Annotated in this window: 18 protein-coding genes and 2 pseudogenes; 14 read left to right on the top strand and 6 right to left on the bottom strand. The window is 41.5% G+C overall.

The annotated features are described in order from the left end of the window. The first annotated feature begins 33 nt into the window (after positions 1–33). On the top strand, positions 34–1,137 hold the full coding sequence (locus CZ225_RS01015) for an SGNH/GDSL hydrolase family protein (RefSeq protein ID WP_077152678.1): 1,104 nt from the start codon (positions 34–36) through the stop codon (positions 1,135–1,137). A gap of 143 nt (positions 1,138–1,280) precedes the next feature. Here CZ225_RS01015 and CZ225_RS01010 read toward each other — a convergent pair whose 3' ends face one another. The 5 genes from CZ225_RS01010 to dapB are packed head-to-tail and all read right to left on the bottom strand — an operon-like array spanning position 1,281 to position 7,272. Next, the gene (locus CZ225_RS01010) at positions 1,281–1,904 is read right to left on the bottom strand and encodes a WbqC family protein (protein WP_077152677.1); all 624 of its coding nucleotides are present in this window, start codon (positions 1,902–1,904) and stop codon (positions 1,281–1,283) included. A 1-nt stretch (position 1,905) separates the two neighbouring features. After that, positions 1,906–4,017, bottom strand: a complete 2,112-nt coding sequence (locus tag CZ225_RS01005) for a C10 family peptidase (protein WP_077152676.1) — start codon at positions 4,015–4,017, stop codon at positions 1,906–1,908. Between the two features lie 35 nt (positions 4,018–4,052). Then, positions 4,053–4,994, bottom strand: a complete 942-nt coding sequence (gene lepB, locus CZ225_RS01000; protein WP_077155631.1) for a signal peptidase I — start codon at positions 4,992–4,994, stop codon at positions 4,053–4,055. Then, a complete protein-coding gene (lepB, locus tag CZ225_RS00995; protein WP_077152675.1) occupies positions 4,982–6,472 on the bottom strand; it encodes a signal peptidase I in 1,491 nt (496 codons plus the stop codon). The genes lepB (CZ225_RS01000) and lepB (CZ225_RS00995) overlap by 13 nt, the downstream gene beginning before the upstream one ends. Positions 6,473–6,507: 35 nt before the next feature. Next, positions 6,508–7,272, bottom strand: a complete 765-nt coding sequence (dapB, locus tag CZ225_RS00990; protein ID WP_077152674.1) for a 4-hydroxy-tetrahydrodipicolinate reductase — start codon at positions 7,270–7,272, stop codon at positions 6,508–6,510. 83 nt (positions 7,273–7,355) lie between these two features. On the opposite strand from dapB, the gene CZ225_RS00985 reads away from it, so the two are divergent. Together CZ225_RS00985 and CZ225_RS00980 are read left to right on the top strand one after the other, a co-directional pair. Further along, entirely contained in the window at positions 7,356–8,639 is a 1,284-nt protein-coding gene (locus tag CZ225_RS00985; protein WP_077152673.1) for a DUF2851 family protein, read from the top strand. A 78-nt stretch (positions 8,640–8,717) separates the two neighbouring features. Further along, entirely contained in the window at positions 8,718–9,281 is a 564-nt protein-coding gene (locus CZ225_RS00980; RefSeq protein WP_077152672.1) for a DUF4348 domain-containing protein, read from the top strand. An 8-nt stretch (positions 9,282–9,289) separates the two neighbouring features. Here the strand turns inward: CZ225_RS00980 and CZ225_RS00975 are convergent. Beyond that, positions 9,290–9,679: pseudogene (locus CZ225_RS00975) on the bottom strand (helix-turn-helix domain-containing protein); the annotation flags it as partial. Positions 9,680–10,093: 414 nt separating this feature from the next. Here CZ225_RS00975 and CZ225_RS00970 point away from each other — a divergent pair. The 11 genes and pseudogenes from CZ225_RS00970 (at position 10,094) to CZ225_RS00920 (ending at position 24,361) form a co-directional block, all read left to right on the top strand. Continuing rightward, the gene (locus CZ225_RS00970; protein ID WP_077152670.1) at positions 10,094–10,444 is read left to right on the top strand and encodes a hypothetical protein; all 351 of its coding nucleotides are present in this window, start codon (positions 10,094–10,096) and stop codon (positions 10,442–10,444) included. Positions 10,445–10,565: 121 nt separating this feature from the next. Further along, on the top strand, positions 10,566–11,504 hold the full coding sequence (locus tag CZ225_RS00965; protein ID WP_077152669.1) for a DUF4373 domain-containing protein: 939 nt from the start codon (positions 10,566–10,568) through the stop codon (positions 11,502–11,504). Positions 11,505–11,831: 327 nt separating this feature from the next. Next, on the top strand, positions 11,832–12,326 hold the full coding sequence (locus CZ225_RS00960; RefSeq protein WP_077152668.1) for an HU family DNA-binding protein: 495 nt from the start codon (positions 11,832–11,834) through the stop codon (positions 12,324–12,326). Positions 12,327–12,471: 145 nt separating this feature from the next. Continuing rightward, entirely contained in the window at positions 12,472–12,927 is a 456-nt protein-coding gene (locus CZ225_RS00955; protein WP_077152667.1) for an N-acetylmuramoyl-L-alanine amidase, read from the top strand. A 10-nt stretch (positions 12,928–12,937) separates the two neighbouring features. Then, positions 12,938–13,027: pseudogene (locus CZ225_RS23560) on the top strand (smalltalk protein); the annotation flags it as partial. Positions 13,028–13,195: 168 nt separating this feature from the next. After that, positions 13,196–16,267, top strand: coding sequence for a hypothetical protein (locus CZ225_RS00950; protein ID WP_077152666.1), 3,072 nt, complete (start codon positions 13,196–13,198; stop codon positions 16,265–16,267). 73 nt (positions 16,268–16,340) lie between these two features. Then, positions 16,341–20,825: an RHS repeat domain-containing protein gene (locus CZ225_RS24045; RefSeq protein WP_234982971.1), complete on the top strand. Its 4,485-nt coding sequence runs from the start codon at positions 16,341–16,343 to the stop codon at positions 20,823–20,825. A gap of 38 nt (positions 20,826–20,863) precedes the next feature. After that, positions 20,864–21,346: a hypothetical protein gene (locus tag CZ225_RS00940; protein WP_077152664.1), complete on the top strand. Its 483-nt coding sequence runs from the start codon at positions 20,864–20,866 to the stop codon at positions 21,344–21,346. A gap of 5 nt (positions 21,347–21,351) precedes the next feature. Beyond that, positions 21,352–21,873 carry a hypothetical protein gene (locus tag CZ225_RS00935; RefSeq protein WP_077152663.1) on the top strand — a complete coding sequence of 174 codons (522 nt, stop codon included), beginning with the start codon at positions 21,352–21,354 and terminating at the stop codon, positions 21,871–21,873. A 128-nt stretch (positions 21,874–22,001) separates the two neighbouring features. Continuing rightward, the gene (locus CZ225_RS00930) at positions 22,002–23,663 is read left to right on the top strand and encodes an IS1182 family transposase (RefSeq protein WP_077152662.1); all 1,662 of its coding nucleotides are present in this window, start codon (positions 22,002–22,004) and stop codon (positions 23,661–23,663) included. Between the two features lie 191 nt (positions 23,664–23,854). After that, the gene (locus tag CZ225_RS00920; protein WP_077152660.1) at positions 23,855–24,361 is read left to right on the top strand and encodes a hypothetical protein; all 507 of its coding nucleotides are present in this window, start codon (positions 23,855–23,857) and stop codon (positions 24,359–24,361) included. Positions 24,362–24,550: the final 189 nt, after the last annotated feature.

Genomic DNA, 24,550 nt, shown 5'->3' with positions numbered 1-24,550 from the left:
TGATTTTATTAATTACTTAAATTTATATCCCCCATGAAAAACTTAACACGAAATTTCTGTCTTTATTTATTCTTGTTGCTTCCCTTTTCGATTTTGGGGCAGCAACAAAAGTCTGATTTTAATTATACCTCAGCAAAAGAACTTTTATTAGTGGGTAAGGCGATGCCGGGAGGTGAATATTTTCATCGGGTAGATACCGCGAAATATAATCAGATGCCTCCTGCTGTGAAGAGATTGTTCACAAATTCGGCAGGACTAGCTATTTGCTTTACAACGAACAGTCCGGTGATCAAAGCAAAATGGACAGTAACTAATAGCGGTCGGATGGGCAATATGACAGGAATTGCTCAAAAAGGATTGGACTTATATATTAAGCGTGATGGAAAATGGCAATTTGCAGGAGTTGGCTCGCCCAGTGGCGTTAGTTCGGAAGGTGTGCTAGTGGATAACATGGGCACTGAAGAAAAAGAATGTCTGTTGTACCTTCCTTTATATGATGAACTGAAAAGCTTGGAGATAGGAACAACCTCTGATTCGTACATTCGTGCAGGACAAAATCCGTTTAAAAACAAAATCGTGATTTATGGGTCCAGTATTTTGCAAGGGGCTTCTGCTAGTCGTCCCGGTATGGCTTATTCATCGCGATTGTCCCGTAGTAGCGGGTATAATTTTATTAACTTGGGATTAAGTGGTAATGGTAAAATGGAAAAAGAGGTAGCTGATATGGTTGCCGATATTGATGCGGATGCATTTATTCTGGATTGTATTCCTAATCCTTCTCCTACTGAGATAACTGGACGGGCAGCAGAGTTCGTGATGACATTACGCAGTAAACATCCGGATACTCCCATTATTGTAATACAAACTTTGATACGGGAAAAAGGAAACTTTGATCAGAAAGTGAAAAAAAGGGTGAAACAACAGAATGAAGCTATTGCCAGGCAAATAGAAATATTGCGAAAGAATGATGTGAAGAATTTGTATTTTATAAAAGAAGATCATTTTTTGGGAACAGATCATGAAGGAAGCACCGACGGAGTCCATCCAAATGATCTGGGATTTGACAGAATGTTACAGAAATATAAGCCTCATCTTAGTAAGATTCTAAAGGTTAAGTTTGATAAGTGTGCAAGATAAAGTTTCTTACACATATCTGCAACATGCATCTTGCACACCATTTTCTTTCTGTTAGTCAGTCTATTACAGGTATTGGAGTGCAAGATGTAAGATAATTGCCATTAATAAACTTTATTGTAGCGTGTTGAAGAGCGGACCCTCTTCTATTGTAGAATTAACAGCCCCTCCGGACCCATGTTGAAAAGCAAATCTATGACACTTAAATTAGGTAGGAAACCTAGTTTAGTCTCAAATACCTGATAATAAGGATGTGGGATAAACTCAGGGTCCACAGTGCGAAAGTCTTTTTTGGGGTGAATAAGTTCACGAAAATCAGTTTCTTCAGGACAGAAATCCATTTTATATTCCAAAGTGCGTTCTATATTTGGATGAATATCTATCAGGTTACAGATCAAATTACACAATTCTTCGTTGAAATCAATTAGATACTCATATTTCCTTTCGTAAAAAGGACGGAAATCATCTTTGTAATATTCAAAAAAGGGAGTGTTGTTGTAGGCCGATTCGATAGCATTCCAATGAAGATGTCTCCAGTTACCATGATCGGAGATACGGATATCCTTCATTGGACACTTTAATGTATCGGGCTTAACGGTAGGGATGGAGAGAGCCAACTCGCCATCAGGACCGGAAATGGTACAACGGTTACGATAAGTCTGTTTCATATAGTGGTCATACTGTTCTATATAGATTTTATCGTAGGTCGCTAATTTTGTGTAATACTCTACTGGGGCCAAATAGGCGGATGATAAATAAGCTGTTTTCATTCTATTTTAACTGGTTACATTGGACAAATATTGATCCTTTTGCATTCTGAAACTTTGCCGGAAGATTGACTTCAGACAACTTTGAACACATGAAAAAAGCGTTAGGCTCAATCTGTTCTAACCCGTCCGGAAGCTTGACCGAACGGAGCAAGGGACAGAATGAAAAGGTATATGGAAGGATTCTCTTGATTCCTTTCGATAAACTTATTTTCCGTAAGAATTGGTTCTCATTGAAAGCATAAGTATATAATCTTTGTACACTTTGTGGTAATACATAAGTAGAATCTTTTTTATGAGGTGGATAATATAACAATGTTATGAAATCCTTGCAATATAAAACTCCGTCCTTAGATGAAAAATAAGGATTAGCAGGGTCTACTGAGATAGATTCCAAGGAAACACAGTTCATCCATACCTTTGAACTTATATCTTCTGTTTGAGATGGAATTCGTATCGATTGTAGGGAAATGCAGTTATCGAATGCGAATGGCTTAATATTGATAATTTGTTTAGGCAATAAGACCTTTTGCAAGTTGGTACAATCCTTGAATATGTTTTCACTGATACTATTTGAAACGGTATGATATTGCAAAAAGTAATCGTTCCCTTCTTTTACAAATTTCCAGAATCCTTCCTTGTCGATATTTCCTCCAAGTTTGCAAAAGAGTTCCCATTCTTTTTCGTCCATGGTTGCAAACTTAAATTCTTTGGGATTTCCATCAGGAGTGCCTTTGCCATTGAACCATCTTGTCCAGTTTGCTTTCCGGAGATCTTTCCTAAAATAGTAGTTTTCATAATCGGTTACTATTTCTGCTTTTGACAGATCTAATATGCGTAATTCTCCAGGGTTTTCCCAAACGGAGTCGCTTCCTCCTGCCATCTTTCGTAATAGTCGGAAGTCTTTCGCATTTAGTTTACCAGTGATGGTAAGTGAAGTTAGAGTTTGTGCTTCGTTATCTGAGAGAAGTCGGTTTAGGGTTCCCGGTTGGACTAGACTGACAACTTTATGATGTTCTTCAAAGTTTCTCGGGCGTATCTTTACAGTGAGATGAGTCATCATTTGGAAATTCTCTGTGTTTGGATTTAAAGCAGAAAGTTTGTAATAGCCATTCATTGATCCTTTCCATCCCCAGTCGAAGTGGAAAAAGTCGTCGATGAATCCGTCACAGACAAAAAAATGCTGGTGTCCGCAACACATCACCGGGCGTCCGGCCTCCATTTCCCGGTAGAGGAGCTGTTGAAGTTGGCTGTCGGTTAATATGTTCTTTGCCAAATGATATATTCCCGGATGATAGTTGAAATACCTGACAAAAGCATTGGAAGCCGGTGCACTGAAACCTGTCGAAGCCTCAGATCCGAAAATCATTTCCGCCCCAACGGCGCAATGGTAAAGTAGGGGGCAAATAGTGGCGGAGGCAGCTACGGAATCTTCAGGATTATAGTTATCTGCTATCGCTTTCCAGTTGATAGACAACGAATCATAACAAACGGTTGCCGAGAATGCTTTTCCTTTTTTTGTAGGTTTCGTATAAGTGAAAGTCCCTGTTCCATGGTTTGGATACTCATAATATTTCATGATTTGCGCCATAGAAACAGCCGTACATCCTACAAGTGATCTTATTCCGTCGGCATCTCTTGGCATCAGCAGGTTGTAAGGAAAGTACTGATTCCAGAGAACGCTACTTTTCAGCAGGGGAGGGCAGGAAGAATTTTTCTTTTGATAATAAATAGTCTCTTCTTTTGCAGATTGAGTTTTTCCTTTTCGCCATTCTGATATCTCTTTGCTATATTGTTTCAGGATGGATTGCATGGTACTATTATTAGGATCTATTCCGCCTTCTTTGGAGAATGCTAATACAGGCGAGGGCATACTATCCTCATTGGCTATAACGATGAATCCTTTTGGTTCACCTTTAAACGAGTAATTGATTACATAAAGCTGGCTGGAAGTGAGAATATGATGTTCATAATTACGTAGGACCTTTTTATTGTTATCAAACAAAAATTTGTTTGCTATTTCGAGAGCGGCCTTATCATCTATCGGAGCGGCAAAAAGTGACTGTGAGAACAGCAATACCTGTATGAATAACAGAATAGTCTTTACCTTTTTCATAATCTTTATGTGTTTTGTATTAGAGTCGACTTGTATTATTTTATCGTTCTAAAAAAACGGTTCCACCGATATCCGTCTGTTATACCTGTCCCTTTTTCTTTAGAAAACCAGATAAGTGATGCTTTTCCAATGATATGATCTTGCGGAACGAATCCGAACAGACGTGAATCGGAGAGATTGACAGAGTTATTAGCTCCCATCCAGTAATAGTCTTTTGTAAAATAGCAATGTTGTGTAGGTTTTTCGTCTACGTAGAGTGTGTCGTTTTTTATTTCTGCTTGTTTTCCTTCATGCAGTACAAGGGTGTTCCGTAATAAAGTGATATTCCAGGGATATACTCGCAGGACTTTTCCTTTACCGGGAATGATAAGTGGCTTCGGATCATTATCTTTATTTTCAGTTAGAGGCTGAAGCCAGTTTTGATGGTTGATTGCTTGTTTGAGCAAATAAAACTCGTAACGGCTGAAACTGCGTACATGCGTGCTGTCATTGTTACCCATTAGCCCGTCGTCAGTGATGGAAAGGGTATTCATAAGTGAAGTCATCAGTTTCTCTTTACCGGCAGGATATGAGTAGAGTCTTTTTTTGTCCGGATTGAATTGAACTTCAGGAGAGACTACAGTAAAAAGAGAATCTATCAGTAATGTATCACCGGGTGTACCGATACACCGGCTGATATAGATTTCCCGGCGATCGATCATCGGTTGTTGGATAGCTGCGGGATTATTGAAAACTACAATATCCTGTTTTTTCACAGGACGTTCACACCAACGATGATAAGAGAACACAGACATGAAAGGGATCCGCAAGCCATAACTCCATCGATTGACGATGATGCGTTCGCCTTCCAAAAGAGAATTCTCCATGCCGGTGGAGGGAATGAGGCAGGACGTAAAAGCAAATCCCCGGAGCAGAAGCACGATAACTATTGCTCCGGCGAATGCCAATATCCATTTGAAATGTTTTAGTCTACCCATTTAAAAATACGATTCCAACGAATCTTACCGTCAAACCATTCGCGATCTTTGTCGAGTGATAACCAGACAACAATTGGTTTACCTACCACATGATCTTCGGGAACGAAGCCCCAATAACGTGAATCGGCAGAATTGTGGCGATTGTCGCCCATCATCCAATAATAGTCCATTTTGAAGGTATATTGATTGGTCTTCTCACCATTGATGTAGATGCCATCCGGCTTCACTTCCAATTTGTTACCTTCGTATGCTACGATGCAACGCTCATAGATAGGTAAGTTGTCTTCTGTTAATGTGATAGTAGCTCCTTTGGCAGGTATCCAGATCGGACCGTAATTATTACGGTTCCATTTGGTATACAGATTCAGCGGATACATTTGACCGGCAAACATTTCATCTTCCGGTTCCATGATGATTTTGCTTATAAGCTTTTTGTTACCAGACAGAGTATCGTACATCTTTTTTGTTAAAGGAAGATGATAGACAGGATTTAAAGTTCCTTGTTCGTTACGTCCATTCAATCCCATACTCAATAGAGTACCTTCATAATTGCTATCATCCAACAACCATTTGTCGTCATTGCTGATGCCCAGTTCGCGGAACATTTCGTCAGTAATGAGAGGTCCGGTTGTCTGAACGAAATAATTGAATTGAAGATTTTCCGGATTCTCAATAGCTTTACCATCAATCATTACTTGTCCGTTTACAATTTGAAGGGTATCTCCCGGTAAGCCTACACAACGTTTTACATAATTCTCGCGACGGTCTACGGGACGGGCTATTACATCTCCGTAAACGCGTGGATTTGCCAGTATCTGTTTACGTCCGCCTGCATAATATAAATCATAGATAGATCGTTGTTGCTCACGATTCAGGCTATCCATATTTATGGGTTTGGAATAGATACCTTTTCCTACTCTGTAAGCCAACGAATAGAAATCCTCTGTTTGCTGAAAGTTTGTTGCAACAGTGTCTCCTGCGGGGAAGTTGAATACAACGATATCGTTCAGTTTGACTTTTCCAAAGCCGGGGACTCGTTTATATTTCCATTGCGGCCATTCGATATAAGATTTGGTGTTGAAAATAGGTAATGTATGCTGTGCCAGTGGCATAGAGAGCGGAGTGTTCGGTACGCGTGGTCCGTAGCTCATCTTGCTGACATACAGAAAGTCTCCTACCAACAATGATTTCTCTAAAGAAGAAGATGGAATCTGATAATTTTGGAAGATATAGATATTCACAAAATAAACGGCAACCAATGCGAATACAATGGCATCTACCCAGCTCATAATACCACGTACTGTCGGATTCTTGGATTTTTTCCAGAATGACCAAGGTACTTTTTTAGTGATATAAATATCGAAAATGAAAGGAACAACAATCAATCCCCACCAACTTCGTACCCAGATGAGGAAGACGAGATAAAGAATGATAGCAATGGCACATTTGATCCATTGTGCGCGTGTGGCTTGTCTCATAACTAACTAGTTTATATAGAATTTGAATAGAAAGCTCAATCGTTTAAAAATGGAAATAAATCACTCATACCCAAATAACCTTCGTGTTGGGCTGTATATTCTGCTGCGAGAACTGCGCCTAAAACAAAACCACCGCGATTTTTGGCATCGTGAGTGATAGTTATACTGTCAATATCCGATTCATAGCGGATGGTGTGGATACCGAATACTTCCCCTTCACGAATAGAACTGATAGGAAGTTCGTTAGAAGCACAGGTATTGGTGCCGCTAACAGTACCATCCGGTGCTAAAAATGTACCTTTTGTCCATTCGCTTTTGCGGTCTAAGTTTTCCAGAATACCTTCAGCCAATGTGATAGCAGTACCACTCGGAGCATCCAGTTTATGAATATGGTGAGTTTCACTCATCGTGACATCATAAGCCGGAAACTGGTTCATGATTTTTGCCAAGTATTTGTTTACTGCAGAGAAGATAGTAACTCCCAGACTGAAATTGGACGACCAGAAAAGAGTTTTTCCTTCTTCCATGCAAAGTCTCTTAATCTCTTCACCATGTTCAGCCATCCATCCGGTGCTGCCCGATACTAATTTTACTCCGGCTTTGAAAGTACGTATATAGTTATTGTAAGCAACCATCGGATTAGTAAACTCAATGGCTACATCAGCCGATTTGAATGCTTCCGACTCGAAGTCTTCCTGATTGTTGATATCGATAATGCAGACAATCTCATGTCCGCGACTGAGGGCGACTTTTTCGATCTCTTTGCCCATTTTTCCGTAACCGATTAATGCTATTTTCATCGTTTTCTGACTTATATTCAAAATAATAGTCGCAAATATAAGGTTTTTATTACATTTGTGCTCTATATTAACGTCTTCTTAACATGGAACACCTTCTCCACTATGTGTGGAAACACAAATTATTCCCTCTCAAAGTGCTGCAAACAACTACAGGCTTGCCAGTTGAAGTCATTGATCCGGGACTACATAATTCTGATTCAGGACCAGACTTTTTTAACGTAAAGCTAAAAATAAATGGCACACTATGGGCCGGTAACGTCGAGATTCATACACACTCTTCCGATTGGTATCGTCATGGACACGACCACGATAAGGCTTATGATTCTGTCATTTTGCATATAGCTTCTGATATCGATACGGAAGTGATCCGTTCGAATGGTGAATCAATTCCTCAGTTACAGTTAGAGTGTCCCGAATATGTACGTGTTCATTATCAGGAACTCTGTGAGGCTGAGCAATATCCGGCTTGTCTTTCCATTCTCGGTTCATTGCCGAAGCTGATTGTACATTCTTGGCTAACTGCTTTGCAAACAGAACGTTTAGAACAAAAAGCAGAGTTGATCACTCATCGTTTGAAACTTTGCAATAATCATTGGGAAGATGCATTTTTCATTACCCTTGCTCGTAATTACGGTTTTGGTTTGAATGGTGATGCTTTTGAAACTTGGGCGTGTATGCTTCCGTTTCGTGCAATAGATAAACATCGGGATGATCTGTTTCAGGTGGAGGCTTTTTTCTTTGGACAGGCAGGCTTATTGGAAGAGACATTTCTGGAAAAGGAACAGGAAGATGAGTATAGCCTTCGATTACGAAAAGAGTTTCGTTACATGCAACATAAGTTTGAGCTTACAAAGATGATGGATGCTTCTTTATGGCGTTTCTTACGCCTGCGTCCGGAGAATTTTCCATATATTCGTTTGGCTCAGTTGGGTTATCTTTATCATAAAGCAGACAAACTGTTTTCTCGGCTTCTGGAAGCTACAACCTTGGATGAAGTCCGTAAATTATTGGCTACCCGTACTTCCTCTTATTGGGAAGATCATTTTGTTTTTGGGCGTACTTCTTCCCATAAAGAAAAAACGATGGGAGTGCGGTCTTTGGATTTAATTATCATTAATACGGTAGTTCCTTTTTTGTATACTTATGGCTTACATAAAGCTGAAGAGGGAATGTGTAACCGTGCCGGACATTTTCTTGAAGAACTGAAAGCAGAAAATAATCATATAGTCCGATCATGGAGTGATGCGGGACTTCCTGTTACTACTGCTGCAGACAGTCAAGCGTTAATCCAACTCCAAAAAGAATATTGCGATAAAAGGAAATGCTTATATTGTCGTTTCGGCTATGAGTATTTACGCAAGAAATGATTGAAATATTGAACTTGTCATTATCTTTGTGCCGTGAATTGAAATACCACTGATGTTTATTCATTTATCTATTAATCTATGAGTACTAAAAGGTTTGTATTTTGTCTGTTTATCACAGTGTTACTGACAGGTGTGTCATTGCATTCTTATGGTATTTGTTCCAATCAGAAGGCTGACGGTACAAGCGTTATGACGCAAGAGGGGGAGGATTTCAACTCATTCCTGAATAAATTTACCTCCAGTGCCGTTTTTCAGTATACGCGTATCAAGTTTCCATTGAAAACTCCGATTACTTTGTTGGCAGATGACGGGGAAACGGAGAAAACTTTTCCTTTTACTAAGGAAAAATGGCCGTTGTTGGATAGCGAAATGTTGAAAGAAGAACGCATTACGCAAGATGAAGGTGGAGTGTATGTCTCGAAATTCACGTTAAACGAACCTAAGCATAAAGTTTTCGAAGCCGGTTATGAAGAATCGGAGGTAGACTTACGTGTTGAGTTTGAATTGAAAACAGATGGAAAGTGGTATGTGGTAGATTGCTATACGGGCTGGTATGGTTATGATTTGCCTATTGATGAGTTGAAACAGACTATTCAGCATGTTCAGGAAGAGAATGCGGCTTTTAAGGAGTTGCATCCTTAAAGGAAGTTGTATCCCACAATATCACCTGATTTAAGAATCGGGTACATGCTATCTCCACTCACATAAATTGCTCCGTTGCACATCGTTACACTGCGATCATTGATTGTTTCTCTTGTTTTTGTGTTGTGAATAATTTCCACTTCTCCCTGTGCCAGTCCGCTGTTGCAGAAGATCGGATGATGTTTAGGATCACCCTTTCCAACGAGTAGCCAGTTGTAATCTACGTCCCTGCCCATTTTGTCTAGTAGTAAAGGAAAATCAATTCGGTTTCGAACACGCCAGTTTGATACTGTAGCTCTGTAAACTCCCAGATATTCAGCTAATTCACTGTCTCTTTTAAGATTTAGAACTTGTTTGCCACGCTTCACGATGGCTGTAACGTCTAAAAATGTATCCATTTTCTAGTGTTTAAAATGATGTAAATAATTAAGAACCTATTAGTCTCTCATTGATAGGTTGTTATAAAATAATTGAGAATTAATTTCTAAAACAGTTGATTTCTTAAATTAAAATTGCCCTATCTTTGTAATACGAGAATTGCTAATTTATTTCAAAAGTATAAAACAAAAAATGGAATAACCATGAAAAACTCTAAAAAGTTCACGGTCATTTGTGAAAAACCTTGTTCACGCTCTCCTTGATGAGTGTATTTACTTTCTGTGGTGGGTATATATAGCCACCCTGCTGTATATATATGCCTGTTGTGCTGAATATATATATTCATTATGCTGGATATATATACCCGTCAATTCGGATGTATACGGATATCACTTTTTCAAATAACACAATTTATTAAATTAATAATTAATGATATGAAAATAGAAACGAAACTTTCAACACAAAATACGTCTAATTCTTCTATCTGCAAACAATGCGGACGTGAACTCCCACAAGAATTTTTCTACGTGAACAGACAAACACAGTGTCTGGATATTTATTGCAAAGGATGTCGGAAAGAAATTAGCCGTCGCCGATACAACAGCGGAAATTGGATCAGAAAAGAACAACGGAACAGATACTCTCATCTCGTCATTACACAAGTAGAAGATCCGTTAGTACGAATGGAACTCATTTTGCACGCATTAAAAGTAGTGCGGCAGAGCGTTGAGCACAAAAGAATGAAAATTCTCGAAGAGGAAGCCAACCGGACGGATTACGTTTAAATAATAACGTTATTGTGCGTAAACAATAACGTTGTTATATATAACGAATGATATTTTTATAAAAAATCAATAACGATATAACATCGAAACAAAGTAATCATTATACTAAAGCAAATTAATTATGGCAAGAATAAAAAAACGGGGATTAGATTATTTTCCCATCAGCGTGGACTTTATTTACGACCGTGCAGTTCGCCGGCTGATGAAGCGTGAAGGCGATGCGGTGCTAGGCATTCTGTTAGAAGTATTTTCCTATATCTATTCGGACGAAGGATATTATGTCCGTGCCGACAGTCTTTTCTACGAAGACCTTTCGGCAGGGCTTTACGAAAGAAATGCTTCCGACGTGGAGCGTATCGTCCGTCTGGCGGTAGGCTACGAACTGTTTGACGCCGGAATGTTCGAAAAGCATTGTATTCTGACTTCAGCTGAGATACAGCGGCAATATCTTTTCAGTACCCGTCGTCGGAATGTGTCTCAGCTGGAACCTGACTACTGCCTTCTGGAAGCTGCGGAACTCTCTGAACCTCAAGATGAAACCAAGGGGAAAGCGATCTGTAAGATTAAAGAAAATACCGATGAAAAGGTACGTTTAACAAGTGAAAATGTAACATTAATCCCTCAAAATGTAACGTCGGGTACACATAGCATAGCACAGAATAGCATACTACAACATAGCATAGAACAATATAGCGTAGCACAGCAAAGTACAGAATATCCCCTCCTTAATCCTCCCCCTGAAAATGCGGGGGAGGAAGTGGAAACAACAAAGGTGGGTGAGAATTCTGGTAAACGTAAAGAGTGGACACAAGAAGACATTGACCAACTTCGTCCTCCTATCGACGGGACAGACCGTAATTATGAAGGTCTACTGGTTAATCTCAGACTTCTTGGTATTCCCCCAGCGGAGCAATACGCTCTCATCCGGAAAAGCAACTATGGAGCTATCGGTGGAGCAATATGGAGAGGTATCTGTGTATTACGAGATAGTAACGGAAGGATCAAGCTGCCGGGACATTACTTGCTGAGTCTTGTGAATAAGAAGAAGTCGACTACATGAATAATACTTATATTATTTACATGATTGTTTTGGGGTACAATGCAGCTCTTATTCTTTTTGCTTATGTGGATTGAAAGGTCTTATAAGTGAAAATTTTGATTCAGATAGATCTTCATTCTTAGAAGTAAATTGTATGTCTGTTATGATAAAGTGTTGATAATCAGAACTTATAATTTAATTTGTGAGTTGCAAAAACGATTTGAGAATTTAATTGAGAATGTTTTTTTCTATTTCCCCAATAATAAAAAAGAGATTTGTATCTTTGTAATGTCAATAAGCTTAAAGACAAAAACAAACTATTAATTAACTAAATAAATAATTACTATTATGCCAATTTTATACGGGCCGTTTCAGTCTATTCTGAAGAATAAGGACGGCAAAAAACTATTTTATCCGCGTGTATTGCGCGCAGGAAATGTCAGTACTTCACAAATCTCGAAAGAGATAGCTGCCTACTCGTCTCTCTCTCCGGGTGACGTAAAAAACACACTGGACAATCTGGTGACGGTAGTAGCCCAACATCTGCAAGCATCCGAAAGTGTAACTCTGGATGGCTTTGGAACTTTTCGCATGGTGATGAAATCCGGTGGTAACGGAGTTGAAACTTCCGGCGAGGTATCCGCTTCGCAAGCTTCACTCACAGTCCGCTTTCTCCCTGCATGTACAAAGAATCTTGATGGTACCATGGCGACTCGTTCAATGGTGACGGGAGCTCGATGTGTCCGTTTTGATCGTGCCGAAAACACAGCCTCCGGTGGTGGAGAATCAAATAAGCCGGATGAAGGAGACGACAGTGGAGAATCACCGGATCCGACTCTGTAACTTCCAACGACCAAAAACACAGAACACAATAGCGGTAATGACTTAACTGAAGACTGGAATATAGGAACTTAGCTAAACAAGAAACTAGAGAACTTAACTAAACGAATGTAACCAGGTATTTATTTACCTATAATCATCTACAAACATGCGAATTATTAATTTAATCGTGGTGCACTGTTCTGCCACGAGGGAGGATTGTACGCTCTCGCCAGAGGATCTGGACCTGATCCACCGTCGCCGTGGGTTCAACGGGACAGGCTATCACTACTACATCCGCAAGGATGGTTCGGTCCATCCCGCCCGACCTCTCGAACGCGTCGGAGCACATGCAAAAGGTTTCAATGCCAACAGTATCGGAATTTGCTATGAAGGTGGTCTGGACTGCCGGGGACACCCGGCAGATACCCGGACGCCGGAACAGAAGGCTTCGCTCCGGCTGTTGGTTCACCAGTTGCGTGAACGGTTTCCCGGTTGCCGGGTGTGCGGACATCGGGATCTGAGTCCCGACTTGAACCGTAACGGTGAGATAGAGCCGGAAGAATGGATCAAAACGTGTCCGTGCTTCGAAGCAAAAGAGTTGCTTTCACAAACATGTGATTAGAGTTATTTGAAAATCAACATGGGACATGATCCTGAAAGTGATTATTGCAGTGGCTTCGGCAGTGCTGGGAGCTGTGGGCGGTAATGCGATGAACTTATAGGATTTGTAAACAGATTCAGTTCGCAGACTCTGTAAATGAATCTTGTGAACTAATGGAAACATAAACACTGGTGCAATCCCTCTGGGGATAAAAATTCTGTTCGATCAGAGGGATTGTTTGCTTATTTTATATTAAAAACTAAACTATTCAATTTAAACTAATTCAATTATGGACAATTTATATACAACACATAACGAAATCCGGATAACACGAAGGATATCCTGGATTCTTTTACTCGCCTGTCTTCCTCTATTAGGAATATACGGTCAGCAGCCCCAAAAAATCAGCCTTGACGTTCCACGTATCGTCCCTGTATCGCCGGAAGCGACAGCAATGGAAAAATATCAGTCGTATCCGGTGGACCATTGTACGGGTATTCCCGACATTACTATCCCTCTGTATGAGATCGTGGCAGGTGAAGTCAGCATTCCCGTCACCTTGTCCTACCACGCCTCAGGGCTCAAACCCAAAGAACGCAGTGGTTACGCGGGTACGGGCTGGACGCTGAACCTGGCGCCTTCCGTCAGTCGCCAGGTCAATGGAGTGGCGGACGACGACATTCATGGCTGGTTCAACCGGCAATATTCATGGAATACTCCTCCGACTGACGTGCAGGGAGCACAGGAGTTTTATGGCAAACAGGTGGATAATGAGTATGATACCCAGCCCGACAAATTCAGTTACAAACTTGCCCGCAGTGGTGGAAGCGGCTATTTCTTTAATGCGTACGATCCTCTTTGGACAGTTCCGCGCAACAATGACAAAGTGGAATACCACAATGCTAACGGCATAGAGATTACTGATGAAAACGGCATCTTTTATTCCTTTAACGGTGCATATGAAAAAACCGGCGAATATATCACCCGCTGGTTATGCGGCTCCATCTACTCCGCCCGCAATCCCGGACAGGAACTGGTCAATTTTTCCTATCGCACCATCCCGCATTATATACACCCTAACACGTTTTATAACTTGAATGACAAATTGATATTTGACAGTAAAGGTGAGGGAAACACTCATGAAGTAATAATGATAGAACAGAACAATAACCATTATTATCGTCTGTTATCCAACGATCCTACATCCGGATCGAAGGAACCCATTCGTGAAATGATCTTACCGTCGGAGACCTCTATCAATTACACTCCCACCTTCTCCTATACCTCCGGTGATATCTCTGTCACACAGTTGCAAGAAGTCTCTTTCAAGGGAAACAAGTTGTCGGTGTCCTATAAAAGTGTAGGTGCGAGTCCGAACAACACCGATGTGTTCGACAAAATAGAGGTGAAAGATGAGAATAACGTTCTGGTACGCACCATCAAATTTTTTATCACTCCTTACAACGAAGAAACCTCATTGACGAAATTGGATTCTGTACGCATCTCCGCCCCCGGAGTGGAAGACCACACCTATTTGTTCCATTATACAGATACCGAAAGTGTGCCTTCAATTTACACGACAGCCGTAGACCATTGGGGATTCTGTAACGGCAGCGATAGAGGAACGGTGCAAACCACTGTACCAAGCATACGTGAGAACATCCTTCTCGGTCCGGATAATGGTACCGAGTATACGCTCCACTATCAGGGAATCAACCGTGAGCCGAGTGTTTCATGGACTCAAAAGGGAGTATTGGACAGGATAACCAATCCTGACGGACTACAGACCAGCTTCTTCTACGAAGGAAATTCCGGAGCTTTCCGCGATAACAGCAAAGAGGACGAAACCTGTGATTACCTTCATCCGGTAGGTGGACTACGCATTGCTCGCATCGAAGCTTACGATCAGCAGACTGGTAAAAAGATAAAGAAGGAATACCGATATGGTCTTACCAATCCCAAACAGCCGACTTTCAAACCGGTCTGGGGCGGCGGTGCCATCAAGCACATCGTGACACAACGCGATTATTATTCGAGCACCATTCTGGCAGCCCAAGGTGCGGCAGGTTATTGGTACGAATACCTCACGTTCTACAACTCCATGCCCGTATCCAACATTGCTTTTGATAATGGCAGTCCCGTGATGTATAACGTAGTCAGTGAGGAAGTGTCCGGTCAGGATGCGAACTTCCAGCGTACAATGTACTACTACAAAGTGAAAATGCACGATTTCGAGGATCGGCTGAGATGGAACAACAACGACCCGTCCGGTTCGGTGAAGACTTTCCTGATGGACTCCATCTCCGAAAGCAACCGAAGTCTTGTTCGCATGACACCATACATCGGACATGAACTTCCGGACGATTTTAACCAAGGAGCAAGCAACCAGTTGTATGGTTCACTGCTTCGTACGGAGTATTTCAAGAATGCCGAACTGGTGGCTAGCACAGAGAATGTATACTCGGAAAAGAATTTCTGGAACTGGGCACAGGAAATCAACGTGCCCGAACGGAAAGTGATCATAAGTCCGGAAGACTACGTATCAGGGCTTTGGGAGAGCTTGCCTGCATATACCGATCACAGCTATATTATCGATTTCACTACGTACCGTCTGCTGGATAAGCAGATCAGTAAGAGGTATCATACCGTCAATGGCCGTCGAGATGTCTTTACTACGGAAAAGAAATATAATTATGAGTTTAACTTTGCTGATCCGAGTTTTTCATTGAAACCGCGCAGTGTGGAAACCACCGAAAGCGACAACACCCTTGCCACGGATACTTATGATTATCTGAGTGGTTACCCCGGTATCCTGTCTTATCATAAACATACGAAAGGAGGCAAAAGCCGCGAAAGCCGTATCCTGTTCAAATCCCAGAGCTGTCGTCCCGAGAAGGTGCAGTCGCGTACCGACCAAATGGCAGAATACCGGGACGAAGTGGAGTATCGACATTACGACGGCTATGACAATCCGGTGGAAATTGCGGGTAAGGATAGTATACCCGTCAGCTTTATCTGGAGCTACCGCAACCGTTTCCCTATCGCACGTATTGAGAACGCCACCATCGATCAGGTCTACTCGGCAATGGGTGTTTCCGACCTTGAAACCTGTGCGGGCAGCGAAGCACCGAGTGCTTGGGTGCTGGAACATATCAATCTCCTGCGCGACCAACTGCCGAATGCACGTGTGACCTCTTATACGTATGTGCCCCTGAAGGGAGTCGTGTCCATCACCGACCCGAACCGTGTGGTGACCAAATACGATTACGACAGTTACAGCCGGCTGACCGAGGGCTATTATCTCGATCCGGAATCCCGGAAAGTAATGTTGCAGAAGTATATCTATAATTTCGGAAAGTAAGACGGACATAGCTATGTCATGCCCACTTAACAGCCGGACATCATTATTGTAAAATTTATAAAAAAACAGAAACATGATACGTATTTTAATATCTTTCATACTAATCCTACTTTGTTCGAGCAATGCGTTCGCACAAAGTTATCGCGACCGCATGCGCACCGCGATAGATATCGGTAGCCATTTCGATCCTTTCGAGTATGCCGATACTTGTAACACGGCCGATTATACGAACGACTATTCTTGCCCTGAAAGCAGTTATCCGTCCGTTCCAGCCAATGACATATTCTACAAGCTCACGCTTGAACGCTCGATGAACCTCTTTTTCACCCATCAAGGTGGTCCGTTCTCTTATGTTAATATTCATATCCTCGATCACTTGGGTAATGAAGTGAAGCATTTGAATGCGAATATCCATTATGCAGAAACTGCCGCTCTTCTTCCGGGAGTCTACTACCTGGTTTACGAACCTACCTCCGAGAATATGAGCGGTGGGTTTACCGATGGCATCCTGCCCGTCCATATCGAAGGCGAGTACCGCCAGGCGGGCGAGGATTTCTCCTGTCCCTTGTTTGTGGGTACTTTTGATACAGGTTTCACCCTCTCTCCTGGAGTACAGTATCCGATGGACTACGTCATGGATTATCGTTTGACTGGCGATCCGGACATCGACGATTCCCGTTCCGACATGGTCCACCAGTTTACGATCACTCAGCCAATGGAACTCACCATGGATAATTCGGGTTCGGGTCAGGGACCTGCATATAACTATTTCCATTCCGCACTGATGTCCTCACCGACGGATTCTGTCAGTGTCATCTCCAAGAGTTTAGTCTCCGGTGGTTATTGGAAATATCGCTATATGCTCGATCCGGGGACTTATTACATCTACTCATGGGCTGAAATTCATAGTAACCCGAGTAACCTTGCCATTAACCTGGAAGGAAAATTACTCCCTCTGGGATCGGGATTCAAACGTCCGTTGGATGCGGGAAGCTACGATTCCGACTTCAGCTATACCGACACCTATAATACCAGTCGGAATCCCGGTAGCAAACTCACTAACAAGGCGGGCAACGAGGCTTTCTATCGTCTGGTGCTGAACTCTCCCATGGAGCTGACTATCAATAACTGCGGATCTGCGGTGGCCGATACTTACCTGAGTGTCTATTCTGCCGGACAAAAATGCTTGTATTACAATGACAATTACAGTGGTACGGGTGGCTGTAGCAATTCCCTGCGTGCCTACCTTCATATTCCCGTTCTGATGCCCGGAACCTATTATGTGGTGACGGACGGTTCTACCAATGGTAATGTGACTACAAGCATTCAGGGACATTCTCTGGGAGAGATTGGTGACAAGCTGGTTACCGCAATAGATGCCGGAAGTCATAATGGAGGCTTTATCTATTCTGACACGCGTAACACTTCTTCGGGCTACACCAATCAGTTTAGTGGCAAATCGACCCATGACGTTTTCTATAAACTGACGTTGAAACATCCTGTAGACCTGAAGGTCAGCCATTGCGGTTCTGTTATTACCGATACGTATCTGAGCATCCTGAATTCGTCGGGAACCGTCCTCTACTCCAATGACAACTATACCGGAGCGGAGCAATGCGGCAGTACGGGAAATGCGCAGATAAAGATTAACAAGTTAGCCGCAGGGACGTATTACATAGTATCCGAAGGCAACACTCAGGACGGATTTATCACGACTAATATTGAAGGGCGTGGAGTTTGTGGAGCGCTTTCCACGACAATGGACCGGCCTCATGTGATCTCTTATATCCCTACGGTAGCAAGCGACAATGTTCTCACTTTGGGAGCTGATGAAGTGCGGCACGAGATCCAGTATTATGATCGCTTCGGTAATCCTACGGTCAAGGTCCAGCATGGCTTCTCTGCTTATGGCGACGACCTTTTCACGTTGCAGGAATATGACGGCATCGGTCGTGAGTCCAACCTCTGGCTTCCGGTGACCAAAGGCGGCACCAATGGTTCTTATGTCGATCCAGCTGCGTTGAAATCCACTGCTGAAGAATTCTCGCCTTATGGTAAGGATGCGCATCCTTACAGCCGTACTATTTACGATAACTCGCCATTGAATGAAGTTGTCGAGCAATACGGTCCCGGCTCGGACTGGCATTCCGGCGTGCGTCCGGTACGCACCGACCGTATGACGAACCTGAGCGCGGAAGATGCGGAAACCACTTCATCAATTGATGTGCCTGCGGAACATCTGATTGCCCGTATCTATGAGGTGACTGATACCGGCATCTCCAGTCCTGGAACGTATCCGACTGCCACGCTGGATGTGACGAAGACTACGGATGAGGATGGCCACATCAGTTATGAATTCAAGGATAAATCCGGTAAGAGCATTCTGACCCGGCAACTCGAAGGGGATACTAAGCACGATACCTATATGGTTTATGATAACTACGACAATGTGCGTATGGTTCTTCCCCCGCTGGCAGCCGATGGTTTGACAGGTAATTCTTCCTGGGCTGAAACGAACGAGACGTTGAAAAAATATGCCTATATTTATCATTACGATAAATACAACCGTTGTATCTACAAAAAGCTTCCCGGCTGTGAACCTGTATACACCATTTATGATGCTGCCGACCGCCCCGTTTTTACTCAGGATGGCAATCAGCGTGATAAGGGAGAATGGTCCTTCTGTATTGTGGATGGCTTAGGACGTGTAGCCTTGACGGGAACTTGTAAGAATACCTTGAGCTACACTGCCGATCCCTTGAAGAACAAGCTCGTGAAAGCTACCCGTGTTAAAGAGAATAATACTTTGAAAGGGTATAGTGTATCGGGTTATACACTGACTACCCCTACGGTATTATCCGCCAATTATTACGATGATTACACTTTTCTGGGGTATAACGGAATCCTTAATAATGCTTCCACTACCTACTCACCTGAAACGGGATACGGCAAACAATACTCCGGTGGCTGCAGGGGACAACAGACCGGAGCCTGGACGGCACGCCTATCCAAGGGCGGAGTAACCGGTACCCCATTATACACCGTGATGTACTATGATGAACGTTACCGCGTTATCCAGCAGAAAGGCAATAACGAACTTGGCGGGACGGACCAGTTGTTTACTGCTTACAACTTTAACGGTCAGCCAACGAAGGTAAAGCAGGTACGTACCGTTCCCGGTAAAGATACCATGACGGAACTGTGTACACATACGTACGACACTGCCGACAGGTTGTTAAAAACGACTTACCAACTCAACAGCGAGACTCCCGTTGTATTAGTCGATAACGTGTATGACGAAGTGGGTCGTCTTAAAACTGAGCGTCACAACGGCAATGTTAAACTGAAAACGGACTATGCGTATAATGTACGTTCATGGACCAAGCATATCACGGGTCTGTTATTCAATCAAACGCTGAATTACCAGGAAGAAACAGCGGGTAATACTCCTTGCTATAATGGTAATATCAGCAGTATGTCCTGGAAGTCAGGAGCGGAAACAAGCGAACGCGGATACCACTTTACATATGACGGTCTTTCCAGATTGAAGGATGCGATCTATGGAGAAGGCATTTCACTTGCCGTTAATCCTAACCGCTTCAACGAACAGATCACTGGTTATGACAAGATGGGAAATATCCTTGGCTTGAAACGCTACGGACAGACTTCCTCTACAGGCTACGGATTGATTGATAACCTAAATCTGACTTATAACAGCAATCAATTGCAATCAGTGAAAGATATTGCAACCGGTGTTGTCTACGGCAATGGAACCGAGTTTAAAGACGGTACAAACCAGAGAACTGAATACACTTATGACAAAAACGGTAATCTGACTAAAGATTTAAACAAGAATATTAGTAATATTCAATATAATCTTTTAAATTTGCCTAGTCAGGTGAGTCTTGCGGGTAGCAATAGTATAGATTATGAATACGGAGCGGATGGAACGAAACTTCGTACGGTTCATAAAACCGGTAGTACTACTCTAACAACCGATTACTGTGGCAATGCGATCTATGAGAATGGTGTATTGAAGATGCTGCTGAATGAAGCCGGCTATGTTAGTTTCCCTGATAAGAAGTTCCATTTCAATTTGAAGGATCATCAGGGTAATACTCGTGTTGTAGCTGATAAGGATGGCAATGTGGAAGAGACGAATGCTTATTATCCTTTTGGTGGTAATTTCACATCTACAGCGAACATCCAGCCTTACAAGTATAACGGTAAGGAGTTGGATACGAGGAATGGTTTGAATTGGTATGATTATGGTGCTAGGCATTATGATGCTGCGATAGGAAGATGGCATGTGGTGGATCCTTTAAGTGAGAAATATAGTTTTGTTAGTCCTTATGTTTATTGCATGAATAATCCGATGAAATTTATAGATCCTGATGGAAAAGGGGACTTTATAGATGAAAAAGGCCGATATATAGGTAATGATGGTAATGATGATGGCAAACTGTATCTTATAAAAACAATAAAAAACATTTTGACAATGATGCTCCTTCTGCCGGTATATCTTCAAAAGAAGCGAAGGCAACGACTAATTTTATAAAAGAGAATTCCGGTAACTCTGAGGCTTTTAGTAAAAATTTGATAGCTTATAGTAACAGTGTGGAAATAATTAGTGATAAAGCTATACGTAAACAGATGGTAGACATTGTCAATCAAGATTCAGGTACCGGTGGAACATCTGATGAGAATAATAGAGAATATGGCGGTGTAGTGCGTGACAATGAAGTGATGGAATCACCAGAAGGGCCTGTAGGCGATCCTCTAAAACAGGATCATACGGATATAGCTCATCCTGATGTACGTCCTGGTGATATTGTATTTCATAGTCATCCAAGTGGAAGAGTCGGTAGTATAAATACAGAAACTGGAGCGCGGACGGATGCCATGAAAACAACCAAGACTGGTCGATGGGATCAAGCACCTTCTAAGGAGGATGTAAATAATGCTTCAGGGAACGAGTATGTATTTGCTCGTGGATCAGGTAAGGTTTATATTTACAATAAATCAGGAGTCGTAGCTACCATGCCACATAAATCTTTTGTAAATATTAAAAATAAATAGAAATTATGAATAGACTTTATTTAGCTATGTTTTTTGCTTGTATTGTGAGTCATTGTTTCTCACAATCCAGGGATTCGGATCAACTAAAAGATATGATTAATATAAGTGCAGAGAAGTATATATTGTCAGAACTAGAATGGATAAAGGAAAAAAATATTCCAAAAGAACGTTATGGTGATCAGTTTCTCTTTGAAAGAACGAATCTTCCTACTGATTTTAAATTCAATGATTCTATAGTTAGAAAATATAATGTGGGTATTCTGGATAATGTTGCAAAATTTGGTCGTAAAAAACTTAAAGAGGGGATACTTATGTTTGAGTTTCATCCTATATGTATTAACAGAAATGAAATCTTTATAGGTATTTCTAGTATAACTTTGATTAAAATAGGAAGAGACCTCAGTATTAGTCGTTCTCCAGAAGGTGATTTTGTAATTTATAGGTTTTGTTATTCTTGTGAAAAACAAGAATGGAAACTGGTTGGAATAAGACCAAGTTATTCTGAAAATTTTATATTGGTTGAATAAAAATAGAATATGAGGTTGTGTCAAAACGCTGGCCCAACCTTTTTTTATGCACAAAGCCCAGACTTTCCCAAGCCCGGGCTTTGTTATTACCCAAAGTTTTTGTATCTTTAGGCATAAAGTTTTTCGTTATGGCAAAGTTACATTTTCGTCCTTACATTCCCAACCAAACAGTTCTTTTTCCCCAAAGAATTGATGAAAACATAGCAGCGAACGATCCGGTTCGCATAGTTAATACTGTTGTTGATAATCTCAATCTTGACAATTTCAAGAAGCTTTATAAAGCAACCGGTCGTTGTCCTTATCATCCTAAAATGATGCTCAAGGTGATTATTTACGCCTACATGAACAATATCTATTCGTGCCGCAAAATAGAGAAGCTTCTCCTACGTGACATTCATTATATCTGGCTTTCCGGTAATGAACATCCGGATTTTATTACCATCAACCGTTTCCGTAACCGTGTCAAGGAGGAAATCAACAACGTCTTCACGCAGTTGGTCCTTGTCCTTGCCGACAAAGGTTTCATCAGCCTTGACGTAGAGTATATCGACGGTACCAAGATTGAGTCCAGGGCCAACAAATATACTTTTGTCTGGCGCAAGACAGTCGAAAAGAACCGTACAAAGCTGATGGATAAGATCCGCATTCTCCTGGAGCAGGTGGATGAAGCCATAGCCCAAGAGAACTCCGTCAAAGACACCCCCGTAGAGTTCACTCCCGCCATGCTCTCAGATATAGTGGATGAACTTAAAGAGGTACTGGAACACCAACCTGTAACAAAGGACAAGGAACAAAAGAAAGTCATCCGGGAAAAGAAGAAACAGGTCCGGGAACTTGAGGAGTACCGTGACAAGTTGATGGAATACGACAACCATCTTGATACTCTTGGAGAACGCAACTCCTATTCCAAGACCGATCCTGATGCCACCTTCATGCGCATGAAAGAAGACGCCATGAGAAACGGGCAGACAAAGCCCGGATATAATCTGCAAATAGGTACCGAGAACCAATTCCTCATAGACTTCCGACTGTTTCCAAACCCAACCGATACACTGACCCTCATACCTTTCTTCCACTCCTTTGAGCAACGCTATAACCGCTTACCAACTGTCGGTGTGGCAGACTCCGGTTACGGCTCGGAAGAAAATTACCGGTTCATGCAAGATAATGGGATAGAAGCCTTTGTCAAGTACAACTACTTCCATAAAGAACGGCGTCCCCGTTATACCCCCAATCCATTCCATACGGAGAGTCTCCATTACAATGCGGAAGAGGATTATTACGTTTGTCCTATGGGGCAGCACATGAACCGTATAGGAACCAGATGTGACAAGACTGCGAGCGGATACATCACCGAAAGTGCCCGGTATAAAGCACAAAGATGTGAAGGGTGCCCTTTGCGTGGCAGTTGCTTTAAAGCCCGGGGGAACCGTATTATAGAAGTAAACCACCGGTTAAACCAATACAAACGGCAGGCACGGGAAAGGTTGCTCTCGGAAGAAGGCATCAGGCATAGGGGAAGGCGATGTATAGAACCGGAAGCAGTTTTTGGACAAATGAAACACAACATGGCATACAGAAGGTTCCGGCATGTGGGACAAGACAAGGTTACAATGGACTTTGCCTTCTTTGCTATAGCATTTAATATCAAAAAAATGTGTGCAAAACTGCTAAAAGCGAGAAAGGGAAAGAATGTACACGCTATATTTATCGCTCTCAGACCATGTGTGGCTCAAAATGCGGGGAATGTAACGACTTATCGTTTAATGAGGCAAAAAATAGCCGCATAGACAAAAAAGGAAAATGAATGTTTTAGATCAAAAAAAGGAGATGTGCCTGAGTTTTGACACACCTCCATGTAACTTTTTATCAGAATGTATTCTTGGAAAAGATAGACGAGCTTATCTCTATTTGGAAATTTTAGTCGTAGTAATTTTATTACATAAATATATTGTGATTTTAAAAATTAAAAAAATATATTATGAATAGACTCTATTTAACAATCCTCTTTAGTTTTCTTTTGAATTATTGTTTCTCACAATCAAAGGAAACGAACGAACTAAATGATATGATCACTACAAGTTTAGAATTGAATTTATCATTAAGAATTAAAGCATTCAAAGATCAAAATGTTTTAGAAAGTTCTAAGCCTTTTATTCTAACAGGAGAAAACTTTCCACGTAGTTTTGAACTGACTGATTCTATTATGAAAAAATACAAGGTAAGATTCATTAATATGAAACAATATAACCGTAAAACTCTTAGAAAAGGAATTGATATCATAGGTTTACTTCCTATCCGTATCTATAAAGATGAACTTTTAATATCGATTGTAGATATACATCTTACTAAAAGATGGAAAAAACTCCATCCAGATTGTCCAGACTTTTCTGTGATTTATAGATTCCGTTATTTTTGTGAACAACAAAAATGGAAACTGGTTGACGTAGAACCATCTTATTCTAAGAATATTTATTGGGTTGAATAGAAACAACATATAGAAGTTATCTTATTGTATTACTTTGATAGAAATTGTCTAATTATAGACAATTTCTATCAAAGTATTTTCTGTCTAATGAAATTTCTTCAACAGGAAATATAAACAGAATGGTAGTGGAATAACAATATTTAGCAAACTGTTTCTATAGAAGGCATAATCACTTTTTCATGTAACACC

It is taken from the genome of Bacteroides bouchesdurhonensis (assembly GCF_900155865.1).
In the GTDB taxonomy this organism is placed as follows: domain Bacteria; phylum Bacteroidota; class Bacteroidia; order Bacteroidales; family Bacteroidaceae; genus Bacteroides; species Bacteroides bouchesdurhonensis.
The sequence above is the reverse complement of the archived record's forward strand: the minus strand, read 5'-3'. Positions and strand labels throughout refer to the sequence as shown.

Bases quoted from the DNA above. Each gene is read 5' to 3' on its own strand.
- CZ225_RS01010 (WP_077152677.1), bottom strand. From the start codon at position 1,904: ATGAAAACAGCTTATTTATCATCCGCCTATTTGGCCCCAGTAGAGTAT.
- CZ225_RS00950 (WP_077152666.1), top strand. From the start codon at position 13,196: ATGGACAATTTATATACAACACATAACGAAATCCGGATAACACGAAGG.
- dapB (WP_077152674.1), bottom strand. From the start codon at position 7,272: ATGAAAATAGCATTAATCGGTTACGGAAAAATGGGCAAAGAGATCGAA.
- CZ225_RS00935 (WP_077152663.1), top strand. From the start codon at position 21,352: ATGAATAGACTTTATTTAGCTATGTTTTTTGCTTGTATTGTGAGTCAT.
- CZ225_RS01015 (WP_077152678.1), top strand. From the start codon at position 34: ATGAAAAACTTAACACGAAATTTCTGTCTTTATTTATTCTTGTTGCTT.
- CZ225_RS00955 (WP_077152667.1), top strand. From the start codon at position 12,472: ATGCGAATTATTAATTTAATCGTGGTGCACTGTTCTGCCACGAGGGAG.
- CZ225_RS00970 (WP_077152670.1), top strand. From the start codon at position 10,094: ATGAAAATAGAAACGAAACTTTCAACACAAAATACGTCTAATTCTTCT.
- CZ225_RS00965 (WP_077152669.1), top strand. From the start codon at position 10,566: ATGGCAAGAATAAAAAAACGGGGATTAGATTATTTTCCCATCAGCGTG.
- CZ225_RS01005 (WP_077152676.1), bottom strand. From the start codon at position 4,017: ATGAAAAAGGTAAAGACTATTCTGTTATTCATACAGGTATTGCTGTTC.
- CZ225_RS00960 (WP_077152668.1), top strand. From the start codon at position 11,832: ATGCCAATTTTATACGGGCCGTTTCAGTCTATTCTGAAGAATAAGGAC.
- lepB (WP_077155631.1), bottom strand. From the start codon at position 4,994: ATGGGTAGACTAAAACATTTCAAATGGATATTGGCATTCGCCGGAGCA.
- CZ225_RS00930 (WP_077152662.1), top strand. From the start codon at position 22,002: ATGGCAAAGTTACATTTTCGTCCTTACATTCCCAACCAAACAGTTCTT.
- CZ225_RS24045 (WP_234982971.1), top strand. From the start codon at position 16,341: ATGATACGTATTTTAATATCTTTCATACTAATCCTACTTTGTTCGAGC.
- CZ225_RS00980 (WP_077152672.1), top strand. From the start codon at position 8,718: ATGAGTACTAAAAGGTTTGTATTTTGTCTGTTTATCACAGTGTTACTG.
- CZ225_RS00985 (WP_077152673.1), top strand. From the start codon at position 7,356: ATGGAACACCTTCTCCACTATGTGTGGAAACACAAATTATTCCCTCTC.
- lepB (WP_077152675.1), bottom strand. From the start codon at position 6,472: ATGAGACAAGCCACACGCGCACAATGGATCAAATGTGCCATTGCTATC.
- CZ225_RS00920 (WP_077152660.1), top strand. From the start codon at position 23,855: ATGAATAGACTCTATTTAACAATCCTCTTTAGTTTTCTTTTGAATTAT.